The following is a 22,638-nucleotide window of genomic DNA, read 5'->3' as shown; positions in this document are numbered from 1 at the left end:
TATTTTCATGGTGGAATATGGATAAATTTTATGCACAAATTGCGATAATTGGGCTACCAAATGCTGGTAAGAGCTCTCTTTTTAATAGATTATCTAAAGCAAGAATTGCTATTACTTCTGAAGTATCAGGAACTACTAGAGATGTAAAAAAAGGAATCGTAACTATAAATGATAGAGAATTTTTGCTCCTTGATACAGGTGGGCTAGATGATGGTAAGCTAGAAGAAGATTCTTTATTTAAAAAAGTTAGCGAAAAATCACTTCAAGCTGGGGAAGATTCTGATTTAATACTATATCTAGTAGATGGCAAAAGTGGTGTAAATGAAATTGATAAAAAGATATTTTATTCACTGCAAAAGAAGAATCCTAATATATTGTTAGTTGTCAATAAAATAGATAATGATAAAGAAAAAGATGAAGCTTGGTCGTTTATGGAGTTTGGAGCTAAAGAGTGCTTTTTTATATCTGTATCGCACAATAGAGGGATTAATGCTTTAAAAGAGGCGATTTTAGAGTCAATACAAAATAATCCAATTGCAAACTTGCTAGAAAATAATGATGATGAAAGCTTGGAGGAATTTTTAGATTCTAAGTTTAATGATGAGGTTATAAATATAGGGATAATAGGCAGAGTAAATGTTGGGAAAAGCTCACTTTTAAATGCATTATTACAAAAAGATAGAGCAGTTGTGTCAAATGTTGCAGGAACAACAATAGATCCAGTAGATGAAGAAGGTGAGATAAATGGTACTAGGGTGAATTTCGTGGATACAGCAGGGATTCGTCGTAGGGGTAGGATAGATGGATTAGAGAAGTATGCATTAAATCGTACAAGAGAAGTGTTATCTAGGACTGATATTGCAATTTTGGTTTTAGATGCTTCAGAGCCTTTTGTGGAATTAGATGAAAAAATTGCTGGACTTATTGATGAATATAAGCTTGGTGTTATAGTTGTGTTTAATAAGTGGGATATAGTGCATAAGGATTTTGCAAAAATAATGGAGGATTTTAGGTTTAGGTTTAAGTTTCTTGATTATACACCAATTATTACAATATCAGCAAAGAATAAAAGACATATACAAAAACTAGAAAATGAGATTCTAAAAGTTTATGAAAACTTCACTCAAAGAATCCCGACTTCAAAGATAAATGACTTAATAAAAGAAGCAACTGCTAAACACGCATTGCCAAGCGATAGAGGTAAGATAGTAAAAATATATTATGCAGTTCAGTTTGAAAGTAAACCCCCTCAAATAGCATTAATTAGCAATCGTCCAGATAGCATACATTTTAGCTATAAAAGATATTTAGTTAATTTTTTTAGAGAAAGATTTTCATTAAGTGGCGTAAAAATAATTTTTATAGCAAGAAGGAGAGGTGAGATGGCTTCTTTTAAAGAGAGTGAAGATTAGCGAGATGAGAAATCTAGCTCATAAGTTAAATTATTAAATTTAATATCCTCCAGTTGTTTTTTTATATGTTTGTTTTCTTCATTTAATGAATCTAGTTGTGTTTGGAGTTGTATTATATTTCGGCTTGTGTAGTATATGTTGTTTCTTATATATATTTTAGGTATGAATAACACTAGAGCAATAATCATAGCACTTAAAGCTATTAGTATAGTTTGGCTACTAAATGCTACTGTATTTTCTTTTGTATCTAACAATGAATCTTTTTCTTCTTGTGTTAGGCTTGTGTTTATTGTCTCTACCTCTTTATTGTCTTCTGCTTCTTGTGTGTGCTGTGTGTGTGGTTGTGCTTGTTTATCTAAAAAGTCCAAATTTTCTTCTGTTAGCTTTGGTTCTTTTTGGAAGAATCTATCAAACAAGCTTGTTTTTTGTATTTTATCTTCTTCTTTTAAGAGTAAATCATCATAATTCAAAATTAATTCCTTATAAATTCAAATGCTCTTAATTTAGCACTTCTTGCCCTATTGTTATTGCTTAATTCTTCTGCATTTGGTGTTATTGGTTTTTTATATATATTGTTACCTAATTTATGACTATTGCCACATATACATTTCATTACGGAACTAGGGCATATGCATGATTGTTCCCATTTTTTAAACTCTAGCTTTATCATTCTATCTTCTAGTGAATGAAATGAAATAATACCAATTCTAGATCCATGTTGTAGATTGGAATCTTTGCAGATATTTAGCATTTCTTGTAATTCTCCTAGTTCGTTATTTACCTCTATTCTTATTGCTTGAAATGCAAGTGTGGCTGGGTGAAGTTTGGCATTTTTAAAATTTTTTGCTATTAGTTCGCTTAATATTTTACTACTTTGTATTTTTTCCTTTTTTCTTGTCTCTACTATTAGTCTTGCTAGTTTTTTATATTCTCTAATTTCTCCAAAATCCCTAAAGATTCTTTCTAATTCAGTTGTTGAATAGTTATTTACAACCTCACTAGCACTAAAGTGTGAATCTAGATTCATTCTCATATCAAGAGTATTTGAAAGAAATGAAAAACCCCTCTCTAAATTATCAAATTGCATTGAAGATACTCCTATATCAGCTAGGATTCCTACAGCATCTTGTGAGGTTTGCAAGGCTTCTTTTAAGCCAGATGAGAAGCTGTTATTTATTATTTTTAGCCTATCTTTATATTTTTCTAACCTTTTTGTAGCTAGGTTTATTGCTTCTATATCCTTGTCTATTGCTATTATTTTTATATTTTTATATTTTTCTAGTAGTGCTAGAGTGTGCCCACCATATCCAAGTGTGCAATCAATTATAGTTCCTCCAGTATTTACTAGCTTAGTATCAAACAAATTTACAATTTCATCTTTTAATACAGATATATGAGGAATCATTCTTTCTCTCGTATTATATTTGCACCTAGCTTTAAGAACTTTTCTTCTAAATTTTCATATCCTCTATCTAAATGATAGATTCTATGTATGGTGCTTTCTTTGTTTGCAATTAGTGCTGCTAGTATTAATGCGCTTGATGCTCTAAGGTCAGTCGCCATTACAGGGGCACCAAATAGCTCGTTTTTACCATTTATAGTAGCGGTATTGTTTTTTAGTATTATGTTTGCACCCATTCTTTGTAATTCGCTTACATGCATAAATCTGTTTTCAAACAATCTTTCTTCTATTATGCTAACTCCGTTGCATTGCGTGGCTAGAGCCATGAATTGTGCTTGCATATCAGTTGGGAATCCGGGGTATTCTGCTGTTGATATTTCAAATGCATTTAGCTCTTTTGCAGGGTAGATTGTAATTGAATCTTGATTGTAGGTTAGTTTAAAGCCAATTTCTTCTAGCTTTGAAATTACAGCTCCAAGATGTGTTGAATCTATATTATGAAGAGTTATTTGAGAGTTTGTAACCCCAGCAGCACACAAATATGTCCCAGCTTCGATTCTATCCGGTATTACACTTATTTCTTTAAATTCTAATCCCTCACCGCTTGTGCCATATATTTCAAGTTCATCGCTTCCTATACCTTTTATGTCAACACCAGCTTGTTGTAATACTTCGCATAACTGCACTACTTCAGGCTCTTTTGCGACATTTAATATTTTGCTTTTCCCATGTGCCAAACTTGCAGCCATTATTATATTTTCACTACCAGTTACCGTTATTTTGTCAAAGTTAATAATAGCACCCTTTAGACCTTGTTTTGCTTCTGCTACTATATATCCATTTTCTACTTTTATATTTGCACCCATTTTTTCTAATGCTTTTATATGCAAATCAACAGGTCTTGCTCCTATTGCACAGCCTCCGGGTAGAGATACTTCACATTGTTTAAATCTAGCTAATAGAGGACCTAAAACTAGTATTGAAGCCCTCATTTTCCTTACTATATCATATGTTGCTTTTGTGTTTTTTAGATTATTTGTATTTATAATGGCAGTATTGTTATTAAAATTAACATCACTCCCAAGCATTTCTAGTAAATTTAGAAATGTCTTTATATCGACGACATTTGGGAGATTCTTAATTGTTGTTGTATTTTTTGATAATAAAGTAGAAGCCATAAGCGGAAGTGCGGCGTTTTTCGCTCCAGAGATATTTATAGCACCTTGTAATTTTACTCCGCCAACTATTTTTAGATAATCCATTTTTTGCCTTTATTTTTTCTTATTTTCTTCTCTGTTTTTTAGTGCAGCACCAACTATTGTTTCTATTTCTTTTTTGAAATTAGAATTTAATTTTACTAATTCTTCTCTGTGTTTTACAACTTCGTCTATATCAATGCCATTGCACCATGCAAGTGCAGATATAAAATCCATTCTATTTTGATAGTCTTTGCTCTCTTTTGATATATCACCAAAAGGCATGAAGTGTTTTTTAAATGCCTCTATTGCTTCATTCATACGTTCTGCAGATTCGTTGTTCTTTAGCCTTCCTATTAGATAGTTTATATCTTTTAGTAGCTTATCTTTATTTTCAAGTCCTGCTAGATATTCTTTTATTGCTTGATATGCGACAAACCCAGCAGATAGTCCAACAAAAGGCAGAAGTGTAAGTGCTAATAAAATCCAAATTAATACAAAAAAATCAAGCGTATGCAAAGTTATCCTTTGTATTTTTGATAAAACACATTTGTAGCTTTTATAAACCCATCTACGCTTCCGCAATCATATCTTGTTCCATTAAATTTATATGCTAGAACCATGCCATTTTTGCATTGTTCTAATAATGCATCTGTGATTTGAATCTCACCATTTTTACCCGGCTTTGTATTTTTTAGAATCTGAAATATATCTGGTGTTAGTATATATCTACCTATTACTGCTAGATTGCTTGGTGCTTCTTCTTTGTTTGGTTTTTCCATCATATTATCGACTACTATTATATTATTATCTATTTTCTTGCCAGATATTACCCCATATTTGCTTACTTCATTTATTTCAACTTCCTCTACAGCTACTATTGAGCAACGATATTTTTCATATATTTTGCACATTTGTTTTAATACAGAATCACCATTGTTATCACATAAGTCATCGCTTAATAATACAGCAAAAGGCTCATTGCCTATTAGGTTTTCACCAGTTAGTATGGCATGTCCTAAGCCTTTCATCTCTATTTGTCTTGTATATGAGAACGAACAGGTATTTAGTATTTTTCTAATGTCATTTAGATATATTTCTTTATCAGTGCCTTTTATTTGGTGTTCTAGCTCATAGCTTATATCAAAGTGATCTTCAATGGCTCTTTTGCCCCTTCCTGTAACTATCGCCATATTATATATGCCAGCACTCATGGCTTCTTCTACTCCATATTGCATTAGTGGTTTATTTACTATTGGTAGCATTTCTTTTGGCATTGCTTTTGTAAATGGCAAGAATCTAGTTCCATATCCAGCAGCAGGAAAAAGGCATTTTTTAATCATCATCACTCCTTAAATTAATTCAAGTAAATTATTTTTATACAATTCTAAAAATTGCATAGCAACTCTAGGGCTTTTAGAGCCAACTTGTGCAGCATAATTTAGTGCTTTTTGTTTTATAGATTCAAATTCATCTCTCTTAAGTTTTAGGGAAATTAATTCTAAAAACTCCAAGCTCCCATAAGAGTAGAAGCTAAGTTTAATTGGGAATCTATCGCTTAGTGAGATAGATTCATCGTCTCCACTAAAGCCATATGTATCGGAATTTTCATTAATTGACAAATGTTTTTTGTTTGTTGTGGCATATATTAGTATGTTTTGTGGGAATCTTTCTATACTTCCTTCTAGTATGGTTTGTAGCATTTTGTATTCTTTGGAGCTAGATTCAAAGCTTATATCATCGCAAAAAATTATTATTTTATATTGTGTGGTTCGTAAGAAATCCAGTATTTCAGGTAGCTTTTCTATATCGTGTTTTAGAATCTGACATATCTTTAAACCATGACTTTGGTATTTATTAAATATCGATTTTATAAGTGAGCTTTTACCACAACCTCTAGCACCCCATAACAATACATTTAATCCATCATCACAAAATAAAAACAATTCTGTATTTCTCTTTAGTATTTCAATTTCTCTATCTAAATTAAAAAAAGATTCCAAAGGTTTTGAATCTATATCTACTACCTCATGCAAATATCCACTAGAACGATATATAGTAGCATTGTATCTATCGAAATCCCAAGCTAGATTCATTATTTTTTGGCTTTTGTTTTTTTGGTTTTATTTATTAGTTTATTTTCTTTTTTGTTGTAGCTAAAAATTATCTCACCACCTTTGCTTAAATCTCCAAATAGCATTAAATCACTTAGTACATTTTTTATATCTCTTTGTATTACTAAATTTAGCGGTCTAGCACCTAGCTCTTCGCTAAATCCTTCATTTGCTAAGTATTCTTTAGCAGCTTCATCTAAATGTATGGTTATATTTTTGTTTTTTATTTGATTGTTTAAATCCAAGATATTTTTGTCAATAATTTTTAAAATCTCATCTTTACTAAGCGGATTAAATGCAATTATTGCATCAAGTCTGTTTCTAAACTCTGGTGAGAAATTATCTTTTATTGCTTTGTTAAACTTTAGTGAGCTATCTTGTGTAAATCCTAGTGTTGGAGCTTCTTTTGAGCCTACATTTGAAGTCATAATTAAAATTACTGATGAAAAGTCGCTACTAACGCCATTATTATCAGTTAGTTTTGCATGATCCATTACTTGTAAGAATAAATTTAAAACATCAGGGTGGGCTTTTTCTATTTCATCTAATAGCAATATAGTGTGTGGATTCTTCTTTATCATCTCTGTTAAGATTCCACCTTTATCATATCCTACATATCCAGCAGGAGCACCTATTAGTTGTGATATTGAGTATCTTTCCATATATTCGCTCATATCGATTCTATTGAAGTTTATACCCATTGCTTTTGCTAACTCTTTTGCTAACTCTGTCTTGCCAACCCCGCTAGGACCACTAAACAAAAATGAGCCTATAGGTCTATTTGGTGCATTTAATCCAGCTTTACTTCTTTTAATTGCAGTTACAATTTCTTTTATTGCACTATCTTGTCCGTAGATTCTGCTTTGCAATGTTTTTTCTAAATTTTTAAGTAAGCTTTTATCATCTTTTGAAGCGTCTATTTCAGGTATGTTGGCTAGTTTTGAGATCATTTTTCTAATAGCACTTAGACTTACTCTACCTCTTTTTCCTTCTAGCTTGTATGAAGCACCAACTTCATCTATGATGTCTATTGCCTTATCTGGCAAGAATCTATCATGTATGTATTTATTTGATAGTTCTATTGCTTCTTTTAGGATTTGTGTTGTGTAACTTACGCTATGGAATTTTTCATAATATTTTCTAACGCCTTCTAAAATTAGCAGTGCTTCTTCCTTGCTAGGCTCATTTACATCTATTTTGGCAAATCTCCTAGATAATGCTTTATCCCTATCAAACATGATTCTATATTCAGCATAAGTTGTAGCACCTATACATCTTAGCTTCCCATTTCCTAGCATTGGTTTTAGCAGATTGCTTGCGTCCATGTTGCCATTACTGCTTGAACCAGCACCTATTATCATATGTATTTCATCTATAAATAAAATAACATTTTCCTTTGCTAGTATTTCATCTGTTAGGGCTTTTATTCTTTTTTCAAAATCTCCTCTATATTTCGTCCCAGATACTAATGCACCCATGTTTAGCTCATATATTTGATGACCATGTAGTGGATTGTTTTTATTATTTAGCTTTAATGCTAAGCCTTCTACAATAGCAGTCTTGCCAACTCCGGGCTCACCTATTAGGATTGGGTTATTTTTTTTCTTTCTTAGTAGGACTTCTAATGCCCTTTTTAACTCGAAATCTCTGCCTACTATTTTGTCTATTTTTCCATCTTTTGCTTCTTGGCTTAGATTCGTGCAGTATAACTCTAAGGCACTTTCTTCTTGTTTGGATTCTTGTTTTTTGGTGTTTATTACTTCTTCATTTTCAGTGATATATTCTAAGATATTTAGTCGCGTGATTCCTTGAGACTTTAGTAGTTTGGCACAAAAAGCCTTGTCTTCTTCTAGAATTGCTGCTAATAGATCGCTAATTTGTGCTTCGTTTCTTTGAGAGCCTTTTACATGCCCTATCATTATTTCTATCACTCTAGTAACGGCTAATGTCTCTGTTGGCATTGCATTAGTGCTATCTTGTTTTTGTAAATAGTGAGTTAAGTATTTGTGTATCTCTCTTTTTATTATTGATACATCTCCACCACAATCTCTTAGAATCTTTCTTACCTTTATATTATTTAGCATGGCTTGAAATATATGTTCTAGCGTTAGATATTCATGTCCTAGCTCTTTTGCACTATTTTGTGCATTTTGTAATACTATATTTAATTCTTTGCTTATTTCTATCATTTTTATTCTCTATATTTTTTCTAAAATTGCTCTTAGTGGGAACTGCTTTTCTTTTGCCATTTTTCTTACTTCTACTACTTTGGTTTCTGCTATATCATAAGGGTAGATCCCGCACATTCCCTTACCGCTATTATGTATTTGTAACATTAAGTTTAGAGATTCTTCAAAGCTTTTGTGAAAAATTGTCTGCAATACATGAATCACAAAATCTTGCGTGGTAAAGTCGTCATTTAGCAAAATAACTTTGTATCTATCTGGTTCTTGTAGTTTTTCTACTACTTCAGTTGAGTTCTCTAGTTGTGTTCTTGGCAATTATAGTTCCTTAGTTTTTGTTTATTATATCACTTTTCTATTTTATTAATGCACTAATTTGCTTGAAGCAGTCATCTTTGCAAGTTAGTAAAAATGAAAATAAAATGCTTTGTGTATTTGTAATTGTTATATTTTTTAGTGATAATTCTTTTAGTGCATTTTTGTGATTATTTTTATTTACACTTGAGCAAGAATCTTCTATTACAAACACATTAAACCCTCTATCTTTAGCATCTAATGAGCTCTCTCTTATGCAAATATGACTTTCTATTCCAAAGAATATTATATTTTGTTTTGCTTCTATTTCTTTGCAAAAAAGAGATTCACCAAATGCACTAAATGATAGTTTTTCTATAACTTTTGTATTTACATTTACTACGCTTTTTCCAAGTCCTTTTGGGTATTGTTCTAAAATGATACTATCTATATTTAGAATCTTTGAAGCTTCAAGCAAAAGATTAGCGTTTTTTAGTAGTTTTTCTTTTTTGTGCATTATGTTGTATAGCTTTTCTTGTATATCAACGCATACAAAAATACTACTACTAGAATCTAGCGTTGGCTTGGTTTTAAGTAGATTCATATTTATTCCTTTAGTATTCTATCCCAGCTTTGTGCAACGCGTCTCTTATCGCTCTCATTTGTATATTTTTATCAAAACACCATTTAGGTGCAATTAAAGTATCATTCCTAACTCCAGCACTTACCCTGTGTATTACAACATTTGTTGGGATTATTTTTAGTGTTTCTACTATTAGGTTAATATAATCCACAAGTGATATTGGCTTGTATTTTCCGTCTTTATGCATGTTGGCAAGTAAAGTTTTTTCTATTATATATAATGGATGAACCTTTATGCCATCACTTCCCCATTCAAGCACTTTTTTAAGGGAATTTATCATCATTTCTTTTGTTTCATTTGGGAGACCATATATTATGTGAGAGCATACTTTCAAACCTCTTTTTTTTGTTTCATTTATCCAATATTCAAACTCATCTGCATTATGACCTCTATTTATAAGCTCCAAAGTTTCGTTATAGATTGATTGAATCCCATACTCTATCCATATTTCTTGTTTGTTTTTGTGTTGTAATTCACTTAGAAAATCTAATAATTCCAAACTCACACTATCTGTCCTAGTGCCTATTGACATGCCTATTGTGTTTGGTAGTTTTAGGGCTTCTGTATAGAGTTTTTCTAGCGTTGCAAATGGTGCATAAGTGTTTGTAAAAGATTGAAAATAAATCATATATTTGCAAACACCAAATTTGTTTTTGTGAAACTCGCTTTGCCACTTATATTGACTATGAAGTTGTTCTAATTGAGTGTTTAGTAGCGGATTTTCCTTCATATTTGGATTCATTTTTATGGAGAATTTTGGCTCATGTTCTAAAGTAGGGGAGAAGCTTTCATTTTTACAAAATATGCAACCACCCTTAGCTACACTACCATCTATATTAGGGCATGTAAAGCCACCAAGAGCGATAGGAATCTTTCTAACCCTCTCGCCAAAACGCCTTTTGCAGTATCTACCAAATGTTAGCATTTGTTTCATAAATTGCCTTATACTATGTATTTGCCATCAAAGCATGCTTGACAGAATTTATAGTTGCCATCTCCTATGCTGTTTTTTAATCCTTCTAATGACAGAAAAGACAGAGAATTAGCACCTATATATTTGCATACTTCATCATTGCTCATATTGGCACTTATTAATTCTGATTTAGTAGGTGTATCAACGCCATAGTAGCATGGAGAGATTGTAGGTGGTGATGATATTTTCATATGTATTTCTTTTGCTCCACAATCACGCAAGATTTTTACTATTTGTTTGCTTGTTGTGCCTCTTACTATTGAATCATCAATAACAATAATTTTTTTATCTTTTATTATTTCTTTTATTGGATTTAATTTTAATCTAACTTTTAGTTCTCTAATTTCTTGTGTAGGCTCAATAAATGTTCTGCCTACATAATGGTTTCTTATTATTCCTAGCTCAAATGGTATTCCACTTTGCTTTGAGTATCCAAGTGCTGCAGCTACACCACTATCTGGCACTGGTATAACAATATCTGCATCTACTGGGTTTTCTTTTGCTAACTCCATTCCCATTGATTTTCTAATATCATATACTAATCTTCCAAACACCTTACTATCAGGTCGTGCAAAATACACATACTCAAACACGCAAGGATATGGGTCTTCTTGCATGATTATATGACTTTGAATCTTTTGTTTATCAAAGACTAGCATTTCACCAGCTTCAACATCTCTTATATGCGTTGCACCAACTAAATCAAATGCACAAGTCTCACTAGCAACTATATATCCTTTAGTGCCATCTTTGTTTGTTATTTCTCCCAAGCTTAGTGGTCTAAATGCGTTTCTATCCCTAATTACAAACATTTTAGTTCTACTTAGGATAATAAAGCAAAATGCACCTTTTAGCTTTGGTATAGTTTCTTTTAATCTATCTGTTAGTGTTTGTTGTTTTGATTTTGCTATTAGGTGGATTAGCACTTCAGTATCCATATGACTTTGGAAGATAGCACCTTCTTTTATTAGCTCGTCTTTGATTTCTTTTGCATTTGTTATGTTTCCATTATGAACTATTGCTACTTGTCCTAAGTCATAGTTTGCAAAAACAGGCTGTGCATCTGCACTGGAATCTTCTCCAGCAGTAGCATATCTATTGTGTCCTATTGCATTATTCCCTTTAAGGTTACATAGAATTTCTTTGTTAAATACTTCAGTTACCAAACCTTTGTTTTTTGTGATAAAAAGCTTTTTATTATCACTTGTAGAAATTCCGCTTGCTTCTTGTCCTCTATGTTGCATTGCAAATAGAGAGTAATAAGCTATATTTGAGGCGTCTTGTATGTTATAAACACCAACTACTGCACATTCTTCATTCCATGATTTGTAATTTAGATCACTCACTTACAACACCTATATATCTAAAGAATCGTCAATGCTATATAGCCCATTTGGTTGATTTTTTAGCCAAATTGCAGCCTTTATTGCACCTATTGCAAAAATATTTCTTGAAGTTGCTGTGTGTTTTAATTCTAAATATTCTCCATCTCCATAGAAATTAACACTATGAATCCCAGCAACATCTCCACCTCTTAGAGCCATAACGCCTATTTCATCTTTATTTCTTTCACCAATTCTTCCGCTTCTACCATTTACCATGACTTTATCTAATGATAAATTCCTAGCCTTTGCACAGCTGGAAGCAAGTTTTAGTGCAGTTCCACTTGGAGAATCGACTTTATGCTTGTGATGAGTTTCTACTATTTCTATGTCATAGTCTCTTAGTGCATGTGCTACCAAACTTGCTACTTTGTTTAAAATAGCCACGCTAAATGACATGTTAGTAGCACATAAAATAGGCATTTTTTGGGAGGCTTCTTTAATTAAATGTTTATGGTTTTCTTCTAAGCCGGTTGTGCCTATTACCATTGGCTTTGGTCTATTTAGTGCTACTTCTAGTAATTTGTTTGTGCCTTCTGGTGTTGTGAAGTCTATTACGACTTCACAACTATCTAATAGCACATTTAAATCGCTAGTAATTAGAGTTTCAGGTTTTACTGAGAAGTCAAGCTCTTTTCTGGCATATACTACCTCTAGTTTTACATCATCTCTATTAGAAGAGAGTTCGGCAACAAGCTTGCCAACTCTACCACCAGCACCAAAAACACCAATTTTTAACATATATACCTCCTATTTTGTATGCTCAATATATTCTAATACGCTAAGTGCAGCAATAGCACCATCAGAAGCGGCACATACCACTTGTTTTGGTGAATCTTCTCTTAAATCACCAGCTATAAATAATCCAGGAACATTTGTTTCCATTTTTAGATTAACCTTAGCGTTGCCATATTGATTTACTTCGCATAGCATACTTCCATCTGTTTGTTGCAATACAGAATTATTGATATTATAGCCAATTAGAACAAAGATTCCTGCTATGCTTAATTCGCTTTGATTTCCATTTTCTAAATTTTTTATTTTTAGCCCATTAACACCACTATTATCTCCGCATATTTCGGTAATTTCATAAGGAGTTAATACTTCAATTTTAGATTCTTTTTTTAGTCTCTCAACCGTTACAGGAGATGCTCTAAATTCGTTTCTTCTATGTATTAGGGTTACTTTTGAGCATATTTTAGCTAGATGTATGGATTCTTCTAATGCAGTATCACCACCGCCTAGAACGGCAACTTCTTTATTTTTATAGAAGAATCCATCGCAAGTTGCACAAGAGCTAACACCTTTTCCCCAATATGTATCTTCACCATTAATTCCAGACCTCTTAGGGCTACCACCTGTTGCTACAATTACAGATTTTGCCTCAACACTACTATCATCATTGAATATTACAACAAAATGTTTATCTTTTCTTTCTACTCTTTTTACTTCTTTCATTTCGTGTTTTAGCCCGAATCTAAAACATTGCTCCTGCCAAGGTATCATGAAGTCAAATCCACTTTTTACTTCAGCTACACCGGGATAGTTTTCTAATTCACTACTTGAAGTAATTTGTCCTCCGGGCATTCCTTTTTCAAACATTACAACTTCTTTTAAGCCGCCTCTTGTCGCATACAAACCAGCACTAAGACCAGCTGGACCTCCACCAATTATCGCTAAATCAAGCATTGTCATTCCTTTCTAAAGTTTATCAATTTATAAAATCCATCATTTTTGTAACTTTTATAAATCATCTTATTATCTGCATTTGCCTCTATATTGAAGCATTTTGGCATATCTTTTATGTCGAACTCAAAAATTAGTTTTAACATTAGATTCGTGCTTATTTTCAAATCAACAATTCTATTATCATCATTGTTTGCTAACTGATAAAAGTCAATTGCTAGTATATTGGCATTATTAGATTGCAAGTTTTTTGCCAAAAAATCCTTATAAGATTCTATATATGAGCTATAAAAGCACAAATTATAACTCTTATCCTTTGGGATAAATAGTTCTAATTTGTCATTCTTGCTTGCATAAAATGAATCTATAGAAAAGTTAATATGCGAAACAGATAAAAAAGAGTATCTATAATAAAGAAAAATCATTATTGCAAAAACAATAATAAAAGCAATAGGAAAGCCGGGACAACATTTCTTCATATCCCAGCCTCCTTTATTTAGATTAGATCGTCAAGTTTATTTTTTAGATCTTGCTCTGAAGATGCACCAATCATTTCATCTATTTTTTGTCCATCTTTATAGAAGTATATAGTAGGGATTGATCTTATTCCAAATTTTGAAGCTAAATCTTGATGTTCATCAGTATTTACTTTGCAAATTTTAGCCTTACCAGCATAATCTTGAGCAAGTTTATCTATTACGGGTGCTATCATTCTGCACGGACCGCACCAAGGTGCCCAAAAATCAACCAACACAACACCATCTTTTATGGTTTCATCATAATTTTCTTCTGTAAGCTCTATGTAACCAGCCATGAGTATCTCCTTAAATAATAATTTTTATCGGTCAATTATACAAATAATAACTTAAAAATTTGTAAGAAATTTTATTTCATTAACTCTATTAACATATTTACACTATCTTCATAGCTTATAGATTCATCATTATTTTGTTTTAGGAAATTTTCCATTCCTTCTTTTTTACTTATAGCTTCATCTAGTTCTTTATCATTCCCGCTTTGATATGCTCCAATTCTTATTAATACCTCATTTTCTTTTAGCATAGAATATAGTCTTCTAAATTTTCTTGCAGCTTCAATGTGTTCTTTGTTTGCTACATCTCCCATAAGTCTTGAAGCAGAGTTTAGCACATTTATAGGTGGATAAATTCCAAAGTCTGTAAGGCTTCTATCAAGCACGATATGTCCATCTAAAATACTTCTGCTTTGATCTGCTATAGGATCGCTCATATCATCACCCTCTACAAGCACCGTAAAATACGCTGTAATTGAGCCATGACCTTCTTCCTTTCCTGCTCTTTCCATTAGTTGTGGAAGAAGTGTTAGCACAGAAGGTGGATAACCCTTGCTTGTTGGTGGTTCTCCTAATGCTAGCCCAATCTCTCTTTGTGCCATAGCAAATCGTGTAACAGAATCCATGATAAATAAAACATCTTCGCCTTTTGCTTTGAAATATTCTGCAACACTCATAGCGGCAAATGCACCATATTTACGCATCAAAGGTGAATCATCACTTGTAGCTACAATAAGTACTGTATCAGTTAGATCTCCTCCTAGATTTTTTTCTACAAATTCTGGGACTTCTCTACCTCTCTCTCCAATTAGTGCTACTACTTTAATTTTTGCTTGTGCTCCTCTTACTATCATTCCCATTAGAGTTGATTTACCAACTCCGCTTCCTGCAAAGATTCCTAGCTTTTGCCCTTTGCCACAAGTTAGAAGCCCATCTATACTTTTAACCCCAACGCTAAAGACTTCATCTATCATTCCACGCTTCATTGCTGCAATAGGTGGTCGTATTATTGGCATTGACGCTTCAGCCCTTAATTCACCTTTACCATCTATTGGTTCGCCTAGTGGGTTTATAACCCTACCTAGAATCTGGGGTCCAACAGGTATTTGCAAACCTTTTGTATTTAAATAGACCTTATCTCCAACCTTGGTTCCTTCAACAAATGAAAAAGGTGTAATTTTAAAGCTATTTTCTTCTAAGCTTGTTACCATTCCCATGGAGCTTCCATATTCATTTACTATTTTTACAATATCTCCAATTCTTGGAGATAACCCATTTGCTAACAAGAATCCTTGTTCGACTTTTATTATCACTCCAAATACTGGAGATAGATTTAGGTTGTTTAATCTGTCTTTTAAGCTTAATATGGACATGGGAATCTCTTTAGTTTTTAGATTAGAAGTGAGATTTTAGTATATTTTTATTAAAATTAGAGCATTAACTTTAAGGATTTATATGGCAAAAATAAGTGTCTTTGGTGGCGGAGCTTGGGGATTAGCATTGCATTATGCTTTTGGTACAAACAATCAATGTTACATAGTTTCAAGGAGAAATCTAAATTTAGAATCACAAATAAACTTGAAACAAGCACAAAAGAGCGATATGTTTGTCGTTGCAATTGCTACTTCTGCTTTAGATTCATGGTTATCAAGCAATCCTCTTCCACAAGATTCAAAAATCTTAGTTGCTTCTAAAGGAATCTATAATGGACTTTTTGTGAGTGATATTTTTGATAAATATTATCCAAATGCACATGTTAGCTTTCTAGCCGGTCCCAGTTTTGCAAAAGAGGTCAGAGAAGGGCTTCCCTGTGCATTAAATATACACTCTAAAGATATAGAAGATTCAAAAAAATGGCTATCTTTGTTTCCTGATTTTATAAAACCTTATGCAGTTACAGACATAATTGGTGGGGAGATATGTGGAGCTTATAAAAATGTAGTTGCTATTGCAAGTGGTATTGTTGAAGGTTTGAAATTAGGTGCTAATGCTAGGGCTTCTTTACTTTCGCGTGGTTTGGTTGAGATGAGTCGGTTTGGTGAGTTCTTTGGGGCGAAGAGTGATACATTTCTAGGGCTTTCTGGTGCAGGTGATTTATTTTTGACTGCTAGCTCTACATTGTCTAGGAATTTTAGAGTTGGTTTAGGATTGGCAGAGAATAAACCATTAGGAGAAATACTAGAAGCTTTAGGCGAAGTAGCAGAGGGTGTATATAGTGCTAGAGAGATAGAGAATCTATCAAAAAAGCATAATATTTACACACCTATTGCAAGTGAGGTTGCATTTATATTAGATGGAAAGAATCCTATAGATTCAATGAAAGATTTAATGAGAAGTTAATTTTAAGAATTTATTGTATTCGCTCCAAGAATCTATCATCTTTGGTTGTGTGCTTTCTATATTTTTTATATGTGATTTTATAGTTTTGTAAAATACATCTTTAATTTCTTTGTTGTTTTTTAGGTATTCTAAAATGTGCTTTATATCTATTCTTTTTTGATTTTCTATTTCCAACTGATTTTCTATTTCTCTAGCCAAGATTCGTATATAGTTACTAGCTTCTGTAGCTAATAGAACATTATTTGCAAGCAAATTATAATTATTATGATCTATAGCAACTACAATATCACCTAAATTTAGAGAAAGAGCATTTGTAATATCAATCATATTTGCTTGAAGTTCAAATTTCGTGGTTAATTGTATGCAAATTATGTCGTTGTTGTTTAAACTATTAGAATTATTACAAAATCCATATTGTTTGATTAGTTCTAAATCATTTTGGTGTAACATTATGTTTATTGGTAAAAATCCATTGTAAGTTGAGATTTTTTTGCAAAATTCATTTTTGTCTTGTTCTTTTGGTGGATTGAATTTAAACTTTTCTGCTAGTGCTTTTATTGTCTTAAATGTCTTGTTTCCTGTAATTTGACTCACATCTACATAGTGTGTATCAACTTTTAGATGATTTTCTAATAGGCTATCATGAAATGTCATAAAACGATAAAAAATCCAAAATGGAGCTAAATTTGTGCTTGGAGTTTCCTGTAAATCATTTATAAATCCGTATTTAATAATATTTTGAGCTATCATTTTTGGATTATAAGTTAGATTTATCATTTTAAAAATTGTGTTTTGTGTTTTGTTGTTTAGATATGTCTTTAGCATGTTTATTGGGTCTGATATTAGACTTAATGCTTTGCTTTTTGGTATTAAATGGTAAATTTTATCAGAATCTGTTATTAGATTCCTAAGTGAGATATAGCAAGTTTTATTGTTTGCTTGTTTGTTATTAAAGTGTATTAACTGATTGTATAGTGCTACATATGTATGATAGGAATTGTCAATCTGATAGCTATCTATTTCTATGCAATCACATAATTTTAAAAAATATTTTAATGCGGTAAATCCTACGCCATGACTTCCAAAGCATATAAAGTTAAAATAATTTGGCAGTGGTATATTTAGAAAATATGCATCACTTGCATTTAGCGTTTTATAGTTTATGGTACTTGGATTTATTAGTGGTGGATATTTTAGATTCTCATATTCTTTAAAATCATCTGAGTTTAGCCATTTTATGACTTCATTTTTATATCTTATTATTGAATCTGCAACATTAAAAGAGATTCCATCTCTTATTATATTTTGCCCCCCCCCCCCACTTGGTTTTAGCTAGTTGGAGATATAGGGCATTATAGTTATTCATTAATATTGTTCAAAAATCTTATTAATTTCTTTTGGATCTGTTGTTTTCGTTAGTGCCAACATTAAAAGGACCCTTGCTTTTTGTGGGTTTAGATTGTTTGCACTAACAAATCCTTGTTCTACTTCTTCAGCACTTAGAGGCACTAAACCAGAACCAACTCTACTACTTTTTGCTACTACTATTTTTTTATCTTTTAGTAGTTCTATTAGATAATTCTTTTGGTTTTCATGTATGCTTCCAGCACCGCTACCAGCTACTACAATCCCTTTTGAACCAGAATTTAAGAATGCTTCAACTGCAACTTTTGAACCATCATTTGAGTATGTATATACAATATCAACTTTTGGTAAAGCTTTTAAACCCTTTATATCAAATGGAGATTTTTTAGTATGTAGTTTTATGCTATTTGAATTAAAAAATACTTTACCATCAACTATGTATGCTATCTCTCCACTATTTGGTGCTTTAAATGTCTCTACATTTAAAGTATGAGTTTTTGTAACTTCTCTTGCAGAATACACTTTATCATTCATGGCTATCATTACGCCTTTGTCTTTTGCTTCTTTTGAACTAGCAAGTGCAACTGCATTGTATAGATTCTTAGGTCCATCAGCACTTATAGCAGTTGCTGGTCTCATAGCACCTACAAGAACAACTGGTTTATTACTCTTTACTACTAAATTTAGAAAATAAGCAGTCTCTTCCATAGTATCAGTTCCATGAGTAATTACAATTCCATCTACTTTTGAATCTTTTAGTAAAGTGTTTATTCTATTTGCTAGTTTTAGCCAAATTTCATCAGTCATATTTGAGCTATCTATATTTGCAATTTGCTCTCCACTTATATTTGCGATATTTACCAAATCTGGCACAGCATTAATTAGCACATCTACACCAAGACTACCAGCTTTATAGCCTGTTGTTGCTAATTCACTTTTAGCTTCTCCTGCTATTGTTCCACCTGTGGCTAATATTACTACATTTGGCTTAGCAAATGCAGAAACTCCCATTGTAAGCATTAATACAACTCCTAACATTATCCTAAAAAACATAATTTCCTCCTTATTTTTTAGTTGAACATTAGATTATTACTTTTGATTTAAAAAGTAGCTTAATTTTGTTATTAGTTTATAAGTTTATCTTGACTGATAGTTACTCTCATACTTTATAATTACAATGTTATTTTATTTTTTAAGGAGTTAATATGCTTTTAGATTCTAATTTACAAGAAGCAAAAGAAGGTAAGAGAATAAGTGCTAAAGGCTATGCAGTTGCACATAAGAGTGATACTTTTAAGCCTTTTTCTTTCTCACGCCACGCAATGGGGGAGAGTGATATTTTAATTGAAATTTTATATGCTGGAATCTGCCATAGTGATATCCACTCTGCTAGAAGTGAGTGGAGAGAGGGAATCTATCCAATGGTGCCAGGGCATGAGATAGCAGGAAGAGTAGTTGCAGTGGGTAAAAAGGTAAGCAAGTTTAAAGTGGGGGATTATGCAGGAGTTGGTTGCATGGTGAATTCTTGTGGAGAATGCGAGGCATGCAAGGCTAGTAATGAGCAATTTTGCGAAAATGGCAAGGTAGTTTTTACTTATGATTGCAAAGATTGCTTCCATAATGATGAGCCTACTTTTGGAGGGTATTCTAATAATATCGTGGTGAGTGAAAAGTTTGCTATTAATGTCCCACAAGATGCACCGCTTGATAAAGTTGCACCTCTTCTTTGTGCTGGGATTACAACTTATTCTCCGCTTAAATTTAGTGGGGTCAAAAAGGGAGATAAAGTCGCAGTAGCTGGATTTGGCGGACTTGGTGTAATGGCTGTAAAATATGCTTTGCAAATGGGTGCAGAAGTTTATGTCTTTGCAAGAAATAAAAACAAAGAAGAAGAAGCAAGAGAACTTGGAGTAGCAAAGCTTTATGATTCTACACAAAATGTAAGTGAGAGATTTGATCTAATTATCTCAACTATTCCTACAAGATACGATCCTATGGAATATGTAAATTTACTAAAAAATGGCGGTGAGTTAGCAATAGTTGGGCTTCCACCTGTTGGAGAGACAATTCCAACTGATCTTACAAGACTTGTATTTGCTGCAAATAAGAAGGTATATGGCTCACTAATTGGCGGAATCAAAGAAACACAAGAGATGATGGATTTTTCTTTGAAACATAAAATATATCCAGAGACAGAAATTATAAACATTACGCAAATCAATGAAGCTTATGAAAACTTAACAAATGGCAAGGCGAAATTTCGCTATGTCATTGATATGAAGAGTTTGGAGGGCTAAAGTTTTGTTATAATCAATAAAAATAAATTTAACAAAGGAAGTATTATGCCACTATTAGATAGTTTTAAAGTTGATCATAAAAAAATGCCAGCTCCTGCAGTTAGGCTAGGGAAGGTTATGCACACTCCAAAAGGAGATGAGATTAGTGTATTTGATTTGAGATTTTGTAAGCCAAATGTTGAAATTTTAAGTCAAGAGGGGATACATACATTAGAGCATTTATTTGCAGGGTTTATGAGAGATCATTTAAATAGCGATAGTGTCGAGATTATCGATATTTCTCCTATGGGTTGTAGAACAGGATTTTATATGAGCTTAATAGGTAAGCCAACAGCAGAATCTGTAAAAAAAGCATGGGAAGATAGTATGAGAGATATTTTGAAGGTAAATGAGATTCCAGAGGCAAATGAATTACAATGTGGAACTTATAAAATGCATTCACTGCAAGCTGCAAAAGATATTGCACAAGATACGCTAAATAAAGGAATAGGGATTATGGATAATGAAGCCCTAAAATTAAACATCGCATAAGCGGTGTTTAAAAATATTTTTTAGATATATTTTTTATTTTTAAAAACACTTCTTCAAAATCTACTCCATAAGCTCTTGAATCTGCAATTGTTGTAAAAAAGTTAGTATCACTACCAAACCTTGGAACTAGATGCAAATGTATGTGTTCTGGGATTCCAGCACCGCCCTCTTTGTTTAGATTCATGCCAATATTAATTCCACTAGCACCAAATTCTTTTAATACACTAATACCTTTTTTGGCAAATAGATTCATAGCAATCCAAATATCTTCATCTATTGTTTCAGGTGAGTTTGTATGTGCATGTGGGATTATTAAAAAATGTCCTGGAGAATATGGGTATTTATTCATTACGCAAAATATTTGTTTATTTCTAAAGAAGACATGATTTTTATCATCTTGTTCAGAATCTTTGGAAATATTACAAAATACACAACTGCATTCTTTTTTGGAGAAATAATCACTTCTCCAAGGTGCATATACATATTCCATATCGCTTCCTAGATATAGCTTGGTGCATCATTTGCAAATAATATCAAATCACCAGCTTTCGTTGTTGATTTTAATATATTTTCAATATGGTTTTTATCTTTTATTATTATTTTTTGTGCTTTTGTTATGTTTTCTTTTAGTATTTGGGAGTTTAACTCCCCAGTAATAATTGCTACATCAAATACATCATTAATTGCTTGTGCTAGTTTTATATTTGATTCTTCATTGCTCTCTATCAAGCCCGGTGTTACTATTATTTTTTTGTTATCGTGTAATGAAGATAGTCTAATTGCCTCTAACATACCATCTAGATTTCCATTGTAACTATCATCTAATATTAGCTTGTCATTAACCATGATTTTGCTAAGTCTGTGGTTAATTGCTTCTAGTTTTTGCACTTTTTTGATTATTTTTTCATCGCTTAGACCAAAGTCATGTGCAATAGCAATTGCAGCACCTATATTTATTATATTAAACTCCCCAAGAATCCTGGTTTCAAAGTTTAGTTTATTGTATCCTACATCTAGGGTAAATTTTGTCCCATTTAGCGTAGCTTCTACATTTGTAGGATTGTTTGGGAAATTTATTATATTGTGTAATTCTATTTCTGGTTGTATATTGCCACTATATATGTAGGCTTTTTCTAATCTTTTGCTTGTCAATATTTCATATTTTGTTTTATAGATTGTTTCTATATTTTTAAAATACTCAATATGTGCTTCTCCAACTTTGCCAACCACTACTATTTGTGGTTCTATTAAATCTACTATTTCTTTTATATCACCAACTCCTCTAGCACCAGCTTCAACTATGTATATATCTGTTAGAGGGGATAGGTTTTGGTTTATATCAGCTATGATTCCTGTTAGAGTATTTACACTCCTTGGTGTTGCATATACTTTAAAGTCATCATGTAATAGTTGTGCTATGTAATTTTTTAGACTAGTTTTACCATAGCTACCTGTTATTGCTATTATTTTTAGATTCTGCATATTTTTTAGAGTATCTTGTGCTAATTTTTTATATCTATTAAGCAGAATCTTTTCTACTAGAGATGATAGGAATATTGATATAAAAAGCGGTAAAAGATAGACTACTTGTATTGACTTAGAGTTTTCATTAATGCTTAATAATAATAATTCATTAAACATAATAAAAGCTATGTATATCCCAAAGAATCTTAAGATTCTAGCAGTTACAATTAGCTTTTTACTTAAGTTGAAAGCCCAAATGATTAATGCTACTACATACACATAAAGTGCTACATAATAGTAAATATCATTTGGGATTAATACAAAAAATATAATTGGTATTATAAAATAAAATAAATGCCATCTTTGCTTATGGTGCTTAAATAAAACTCTAAGAATCTTGTAGTGATACCATTGTAGATTTGTTATTACATAATAACCAAGAGCAATTAGAAATACCCATCTAGTAGCCATAATGAAAAAATCAATGCTATTCAAAATATAACCTTAAAACTCAAAAATAAATAAAGATTCTATCAAAAAATAAA

The 22,638-nt window shown here is 32.0% G+C and carries 25 protein-coding genes; 5 read left to right on the top strand and 20 right to left on the bottom strand.

The features are described 5' to 3' along the window. Nucleotides 1-17 precede the first annotated feature (17 nt). Nucleotides 18-1,412 carry a ribosome biogenesis GTPase Der gene (der, locus tag PF021_RS05140; RefSeq protein WP_271021356.1) on the top strand — a complete coding sequence of 465 codons (1,395 nt, stop codon included), beginning with the start codon at nt 18-20 and terminating at the stop codon, nt 1,410-1,412. On the opposite strand, the gene PF021_RS05135 is transcribed toward der, so the two are convergent. The 16 genes from PF021_RS05135 to fliI form a co-directional block, all read right to left on the bottom strand. Beyond that, the gene (locus PF021_RS05135; protein ID WP_271021355.1) at nt 1,409-1,882 is read right to left on the bottom strand and encodes a hypothetical protein; all 474 of its coding nucleotides are present in this window, start codon (nt 1,880-1,882) and stop codon (nt 1,409-1,411) included. The genes der and PF021_RS05135 overlap by 4 nt on opposite strands. Before the next feature lie 2 nt (nt 1,883-1,884). Further along, nucleotides 1,885-2,817 carry a 16S rRNA (cytosine(1402)-N(4))-methyltransferase RsmH gene (gene rsmH, locus PF021_RS05130; protein ID WP_271021354.1) on the bottom strand — a complete coding sequence of 311 codons (933 nt, stop codon included), beginning with the start codon at nt 2,815-2,817 and terminating at the stop codon, nt 1,885-1,887. Beyond that, nucleotides 2,814-4,076: a UDP-N-acetylglucosamine 1-carboxyvinyltransferase gene (gene murA, locus PF021_RS05125; RefSeq protein WP_271021353.1), complete on the bottom strand. Its 1,263-nt coding sequence runs from the start codon at nt 4,074-4,076 to the stop codon at nt 2,814-2,816. The genes rsmH and murA overlap by 4 nt, the downstream gene beginning before the upstream one ends. A gap of 9 nt (nt 4,077-4,085) precedes the next feature. After that, nucleotides 4,086-4,529, bottom strand: a complete 444-nt coding sequence (locus tag PF021_RS05120) for a hypothetical protein (RefSeq protein WP_271021352.1) — start codon at nt 4,527-4,529, stop codon at nt 4,086-4,088. Between the two features lie 2 nt (nt 4,530-4,531). Continuing rightward, on the bottom strand, nt 4,532-5,353 hold the full coding sequence (galU, locus tag PF021_RS05115) for a UTP--glucose-1-phosphate uridylyltransferase GalU (RefSeq protein ID WP_271021351.1): 822 nt from the start codon (nt 5,351-5,353) through the stop codon (nt 4,532-4,534). Nucleotides 5,354-5,362: 9 nt separating this feature from the next. Next, nucleotides 5,363-6,106, bottom strand: a complete 744-nt coding sequence (locus tag PF021_RS05110; protein ID WP_271021350.1) for a DUF815 domain-containing protein — start codon at nt 6,104-6,106, stop codon at nt 5,363-5,365. Then, nucleotides 6,106-8,313: an AAA family ATPase gene (locus PF021_RS05105; RefSeq protein WP_271021348.1), complete on the bottom strand. Its 2,208-nt coding sequence runs from the start codon at nt 8,311-8,313 to the stop codon at nt 6,106-6,108. Before PF021_RS05105 ends, PF021_RS05110 begins: the two co-directional genes overlap by 1 nt. 9 nt (nt 8,314-8,322) lie before the next feature. Next, nucleotides 8,323-8,625, bottom strand: a complete 303-nt coding sequence (locus PF021_RS05100; protein WP_271021347.1) for an ATP-dependent Clp protease adaptor ClpS — start codon at nt 8,623-8,625, stop codon at nt 8,323-8,325. 37 nt (nt 8,626-8,662) lie between these two features. After that, nucleotides 8,663-9,205: an isochorismatase family protein gene (locus PF021_RS05095; RefSeq protein WP_271021346.1), complete on the bottom strand. Its 543-nt coding sequence runs from the start codon at nt 9,203-9,205 to the stop codon at nt 8,663-8,665. 10 nt (nt 9,206-9,215) lie between these two features. Continuing rightward, a complete protein-coding gene (locus PF021_RS05090; protein ID WP_271021345.1) occupies nt 9,216-10,178 on the bottom strand; it encodes a TIGR01212 family radical SAM protein in 963 nt (320 codons plus the stop codon). An 8-nt stretch (nt 10,179-10,186) separates the two neighbouring features. Further along, nucleotides 10,187-11,563, bottom strand: coding sequence for an amidophosphoribosyltransferase (gene purF, locus PF021_RS05085; RefSeq protein ID WP_271021344.1), 1,377 nt, complete (start codon nt 11,561-11,563; stop codon nt 10,187-10,189). A gap of 9 nt (nt 11,564-11,572) precedes the next feature. Beyond that, entirely contained in the window at nt 11,573-12,340 is a 768-nt protein-coding gene (dapB, locus tag PF021_RS05080; protein WP_271021343.1) for a 4-hydroxy-tetrahydrodipicolinate reductase, read from the bottom strand. A 9-nt stretch (nt 12,341-12,349) separates the two neighbouring features. Continuing rightward, the gene (gene trxB, locus PF021_RS05075; RefSeq protein ID WP_271021342.1) at nt 12,350-13,288 is read right to left on the bottom strand and encodes a thioredoxin-disulfide reductase; all 939 of its coding nucleotides are present in this window, start codon (nt 13,286-13,288) and stop codon (nt 12,350-12,352) included. 2 nt (nt 13,289-13,290) lie between these two features. After that, nucleotides 13,291-13,764 carry a hypothetical protein gene (locus PF021_RS05070; RefSeq protein ID WP_271021341.1) on the bottom strand — a complete coding sequence of 158 codons (474 nt, stop codon included), beginning with the start codon at nt 13,762-13,764 and terminating at the stop codon, nt 13,291-13,293. Nucleotides 13,765-13,781: 17 nt separating this feature from the next. Further along, a complete protein-coding gene (gene trxA, locus PF021_RS05065; protein ID WP_271021340.1) occupies nt 13,782-14,099 on the bottom strand; it encodes a thioredoxin in 318 nt (105 codons plus the stop codon). 71 nt (nt 14,100-14,170) lie between these two features. Then, entirely contained in the window at nt 14,171-15,469 is a 1,299-nt protein-coding gene (gene fliI, locus PF021_RS05060; RefSeq protein ID WP_271021338.1) for a flagellar protein export ATPase FliI, read from the bottom strand. An 82-nt stretch (nt 15,470-15,551) separates the two neighbouring features. Here fliI and PF021_RS05055 point away from each other — a divergent pair, with 82 nt between their 5' ends. Further along, the gene (locus PF021_RS05055; RefSeq protein WP_271021337.1) at nt 15,552-16,436 is read left to right on the top strand and encodes an NAD(P)H-dependent glycerol-3-phosphate dehydrogenase; all 885 of its coding nucleotides are present in this window, start codon (nt 15,552-15,554) and stop codon (nt 16,434-16,436) included. On the opposite strand, the gene PF021_RS05050 is transcribed toward PF021_RS05055, so the two are convergent. Beyond that, nucleotides 16,422-17,261, bottom strand: a complete 840-nt coding sequence (locus tag PF021_RS05050; protein WP_271021336.1) for a DUF2972 domain-containing protein — start codon at nt 17,259-17,261, stop codon at nt 16,422-16,424. The genes PF021_RS05055 and PF021_RS05050 overlap by 15 nt on opposite strands. 337 nt (nt 17,262-17,598) lie before the next feature. Between PF021_RS05050 and PF021_RS05045 the strand changes: the two genes are divergently transcribed. Next, the gene (locus PF021_RS05045) at nt 17,599-17,772 is read left to right on the top strand and encodes a hypothetical protein (protein WP_271021334.1); all 174 of its coding nucleotides are present in this window, start codon (nt 17,599-17,601) and stop codon (nt 17,770-17,772) included. Nucleotides 17,773-17,801: 29 nt separating this feature from the next. Here the strand turns inward: PF021_RS05045 and PF021_RS05040 are convergent, their stop codons facing one another. Next, nucleotides 17,802-18,812 carry a type II asparaginase gene (locus tag PF021_RS05040; RefSeq protein WP_271021494.1) on the bottom strand — a complete coding sequence of 337 codons (1,011 nt, stop codon included), beginning with the start codon at nt 18,810-18,812 and terminating at the stop codon, nt 17,802-17,804. 194 nt (nt 18,813-19,006) lie between these two features. On the opposite strand from PF021_RS05040, the gene PF021_RS05035 reads away from it, so the two are divergent. Then, on the top strand, nt 19,007-20,098 hold the full coding sequence (locus PF021_RS05035) for an NAD(P)-dependent alcohol dehydrogenase (RefSeq protein ID WP_271021332.1): 1,092 nt from the start codon (nt 19,007-19,009) through the stop codon (nt 20,096-20,098). A gap of 45 nt (nt 20,099-20,143) precedes the next feature. Continuing rightward, entirely contained in the window at nt 20,144-20,629 is a 486-nt protein-coding gene (luxS, locus tag PF021_RS05030) for an S-ribosylhomocysteine lyase (protein ID WP_271021331.1), read from the top strand. A gap of 7 nt (nt 20,630-20,636) precedes the next feature. On the opposite strand, the gene PF021_RS05025 is transcribed toward luxS, so the two are convergent. After that, nucleotides 20,637-21,119: an HIT family protein gene (locus tag PF021_RS05025; RefSeq protein WP_271021330.1), complete on the bottom strand. Its 483-nt coding sequence runs from the start codon at nt 21,117-21,119 to the stop codon at nt 20,637-20,639. A gap of 8 nt (nt 21,120-21,127) precedes the next feature. Beyond that, nucleotides 21,128-22,588, bottom strand: a complete 1,461-nt coding sequence (locus tag PF021_RS05020; RefSeq protein ID WP_271021329.1) for a Mur ligase family protein — start codon at nt 22,586-22,588, stop codon at nt 21,128-21,130. Nucleotides 22,589-22,638 lie beyond the last annotated feature (50 nt).

The organism is Helicobacter ibis, assembly GCF_027859255.1.
GTDB lineage: Bacteria > Campylobacterota > Campylobacteria > Campylobacterales > Helicobacteraceae > Helicobacter_D > Helicobacter_D ibis.
This window is presented reverse-complemented; position numbering and strand designations above follow the sequence as displayed.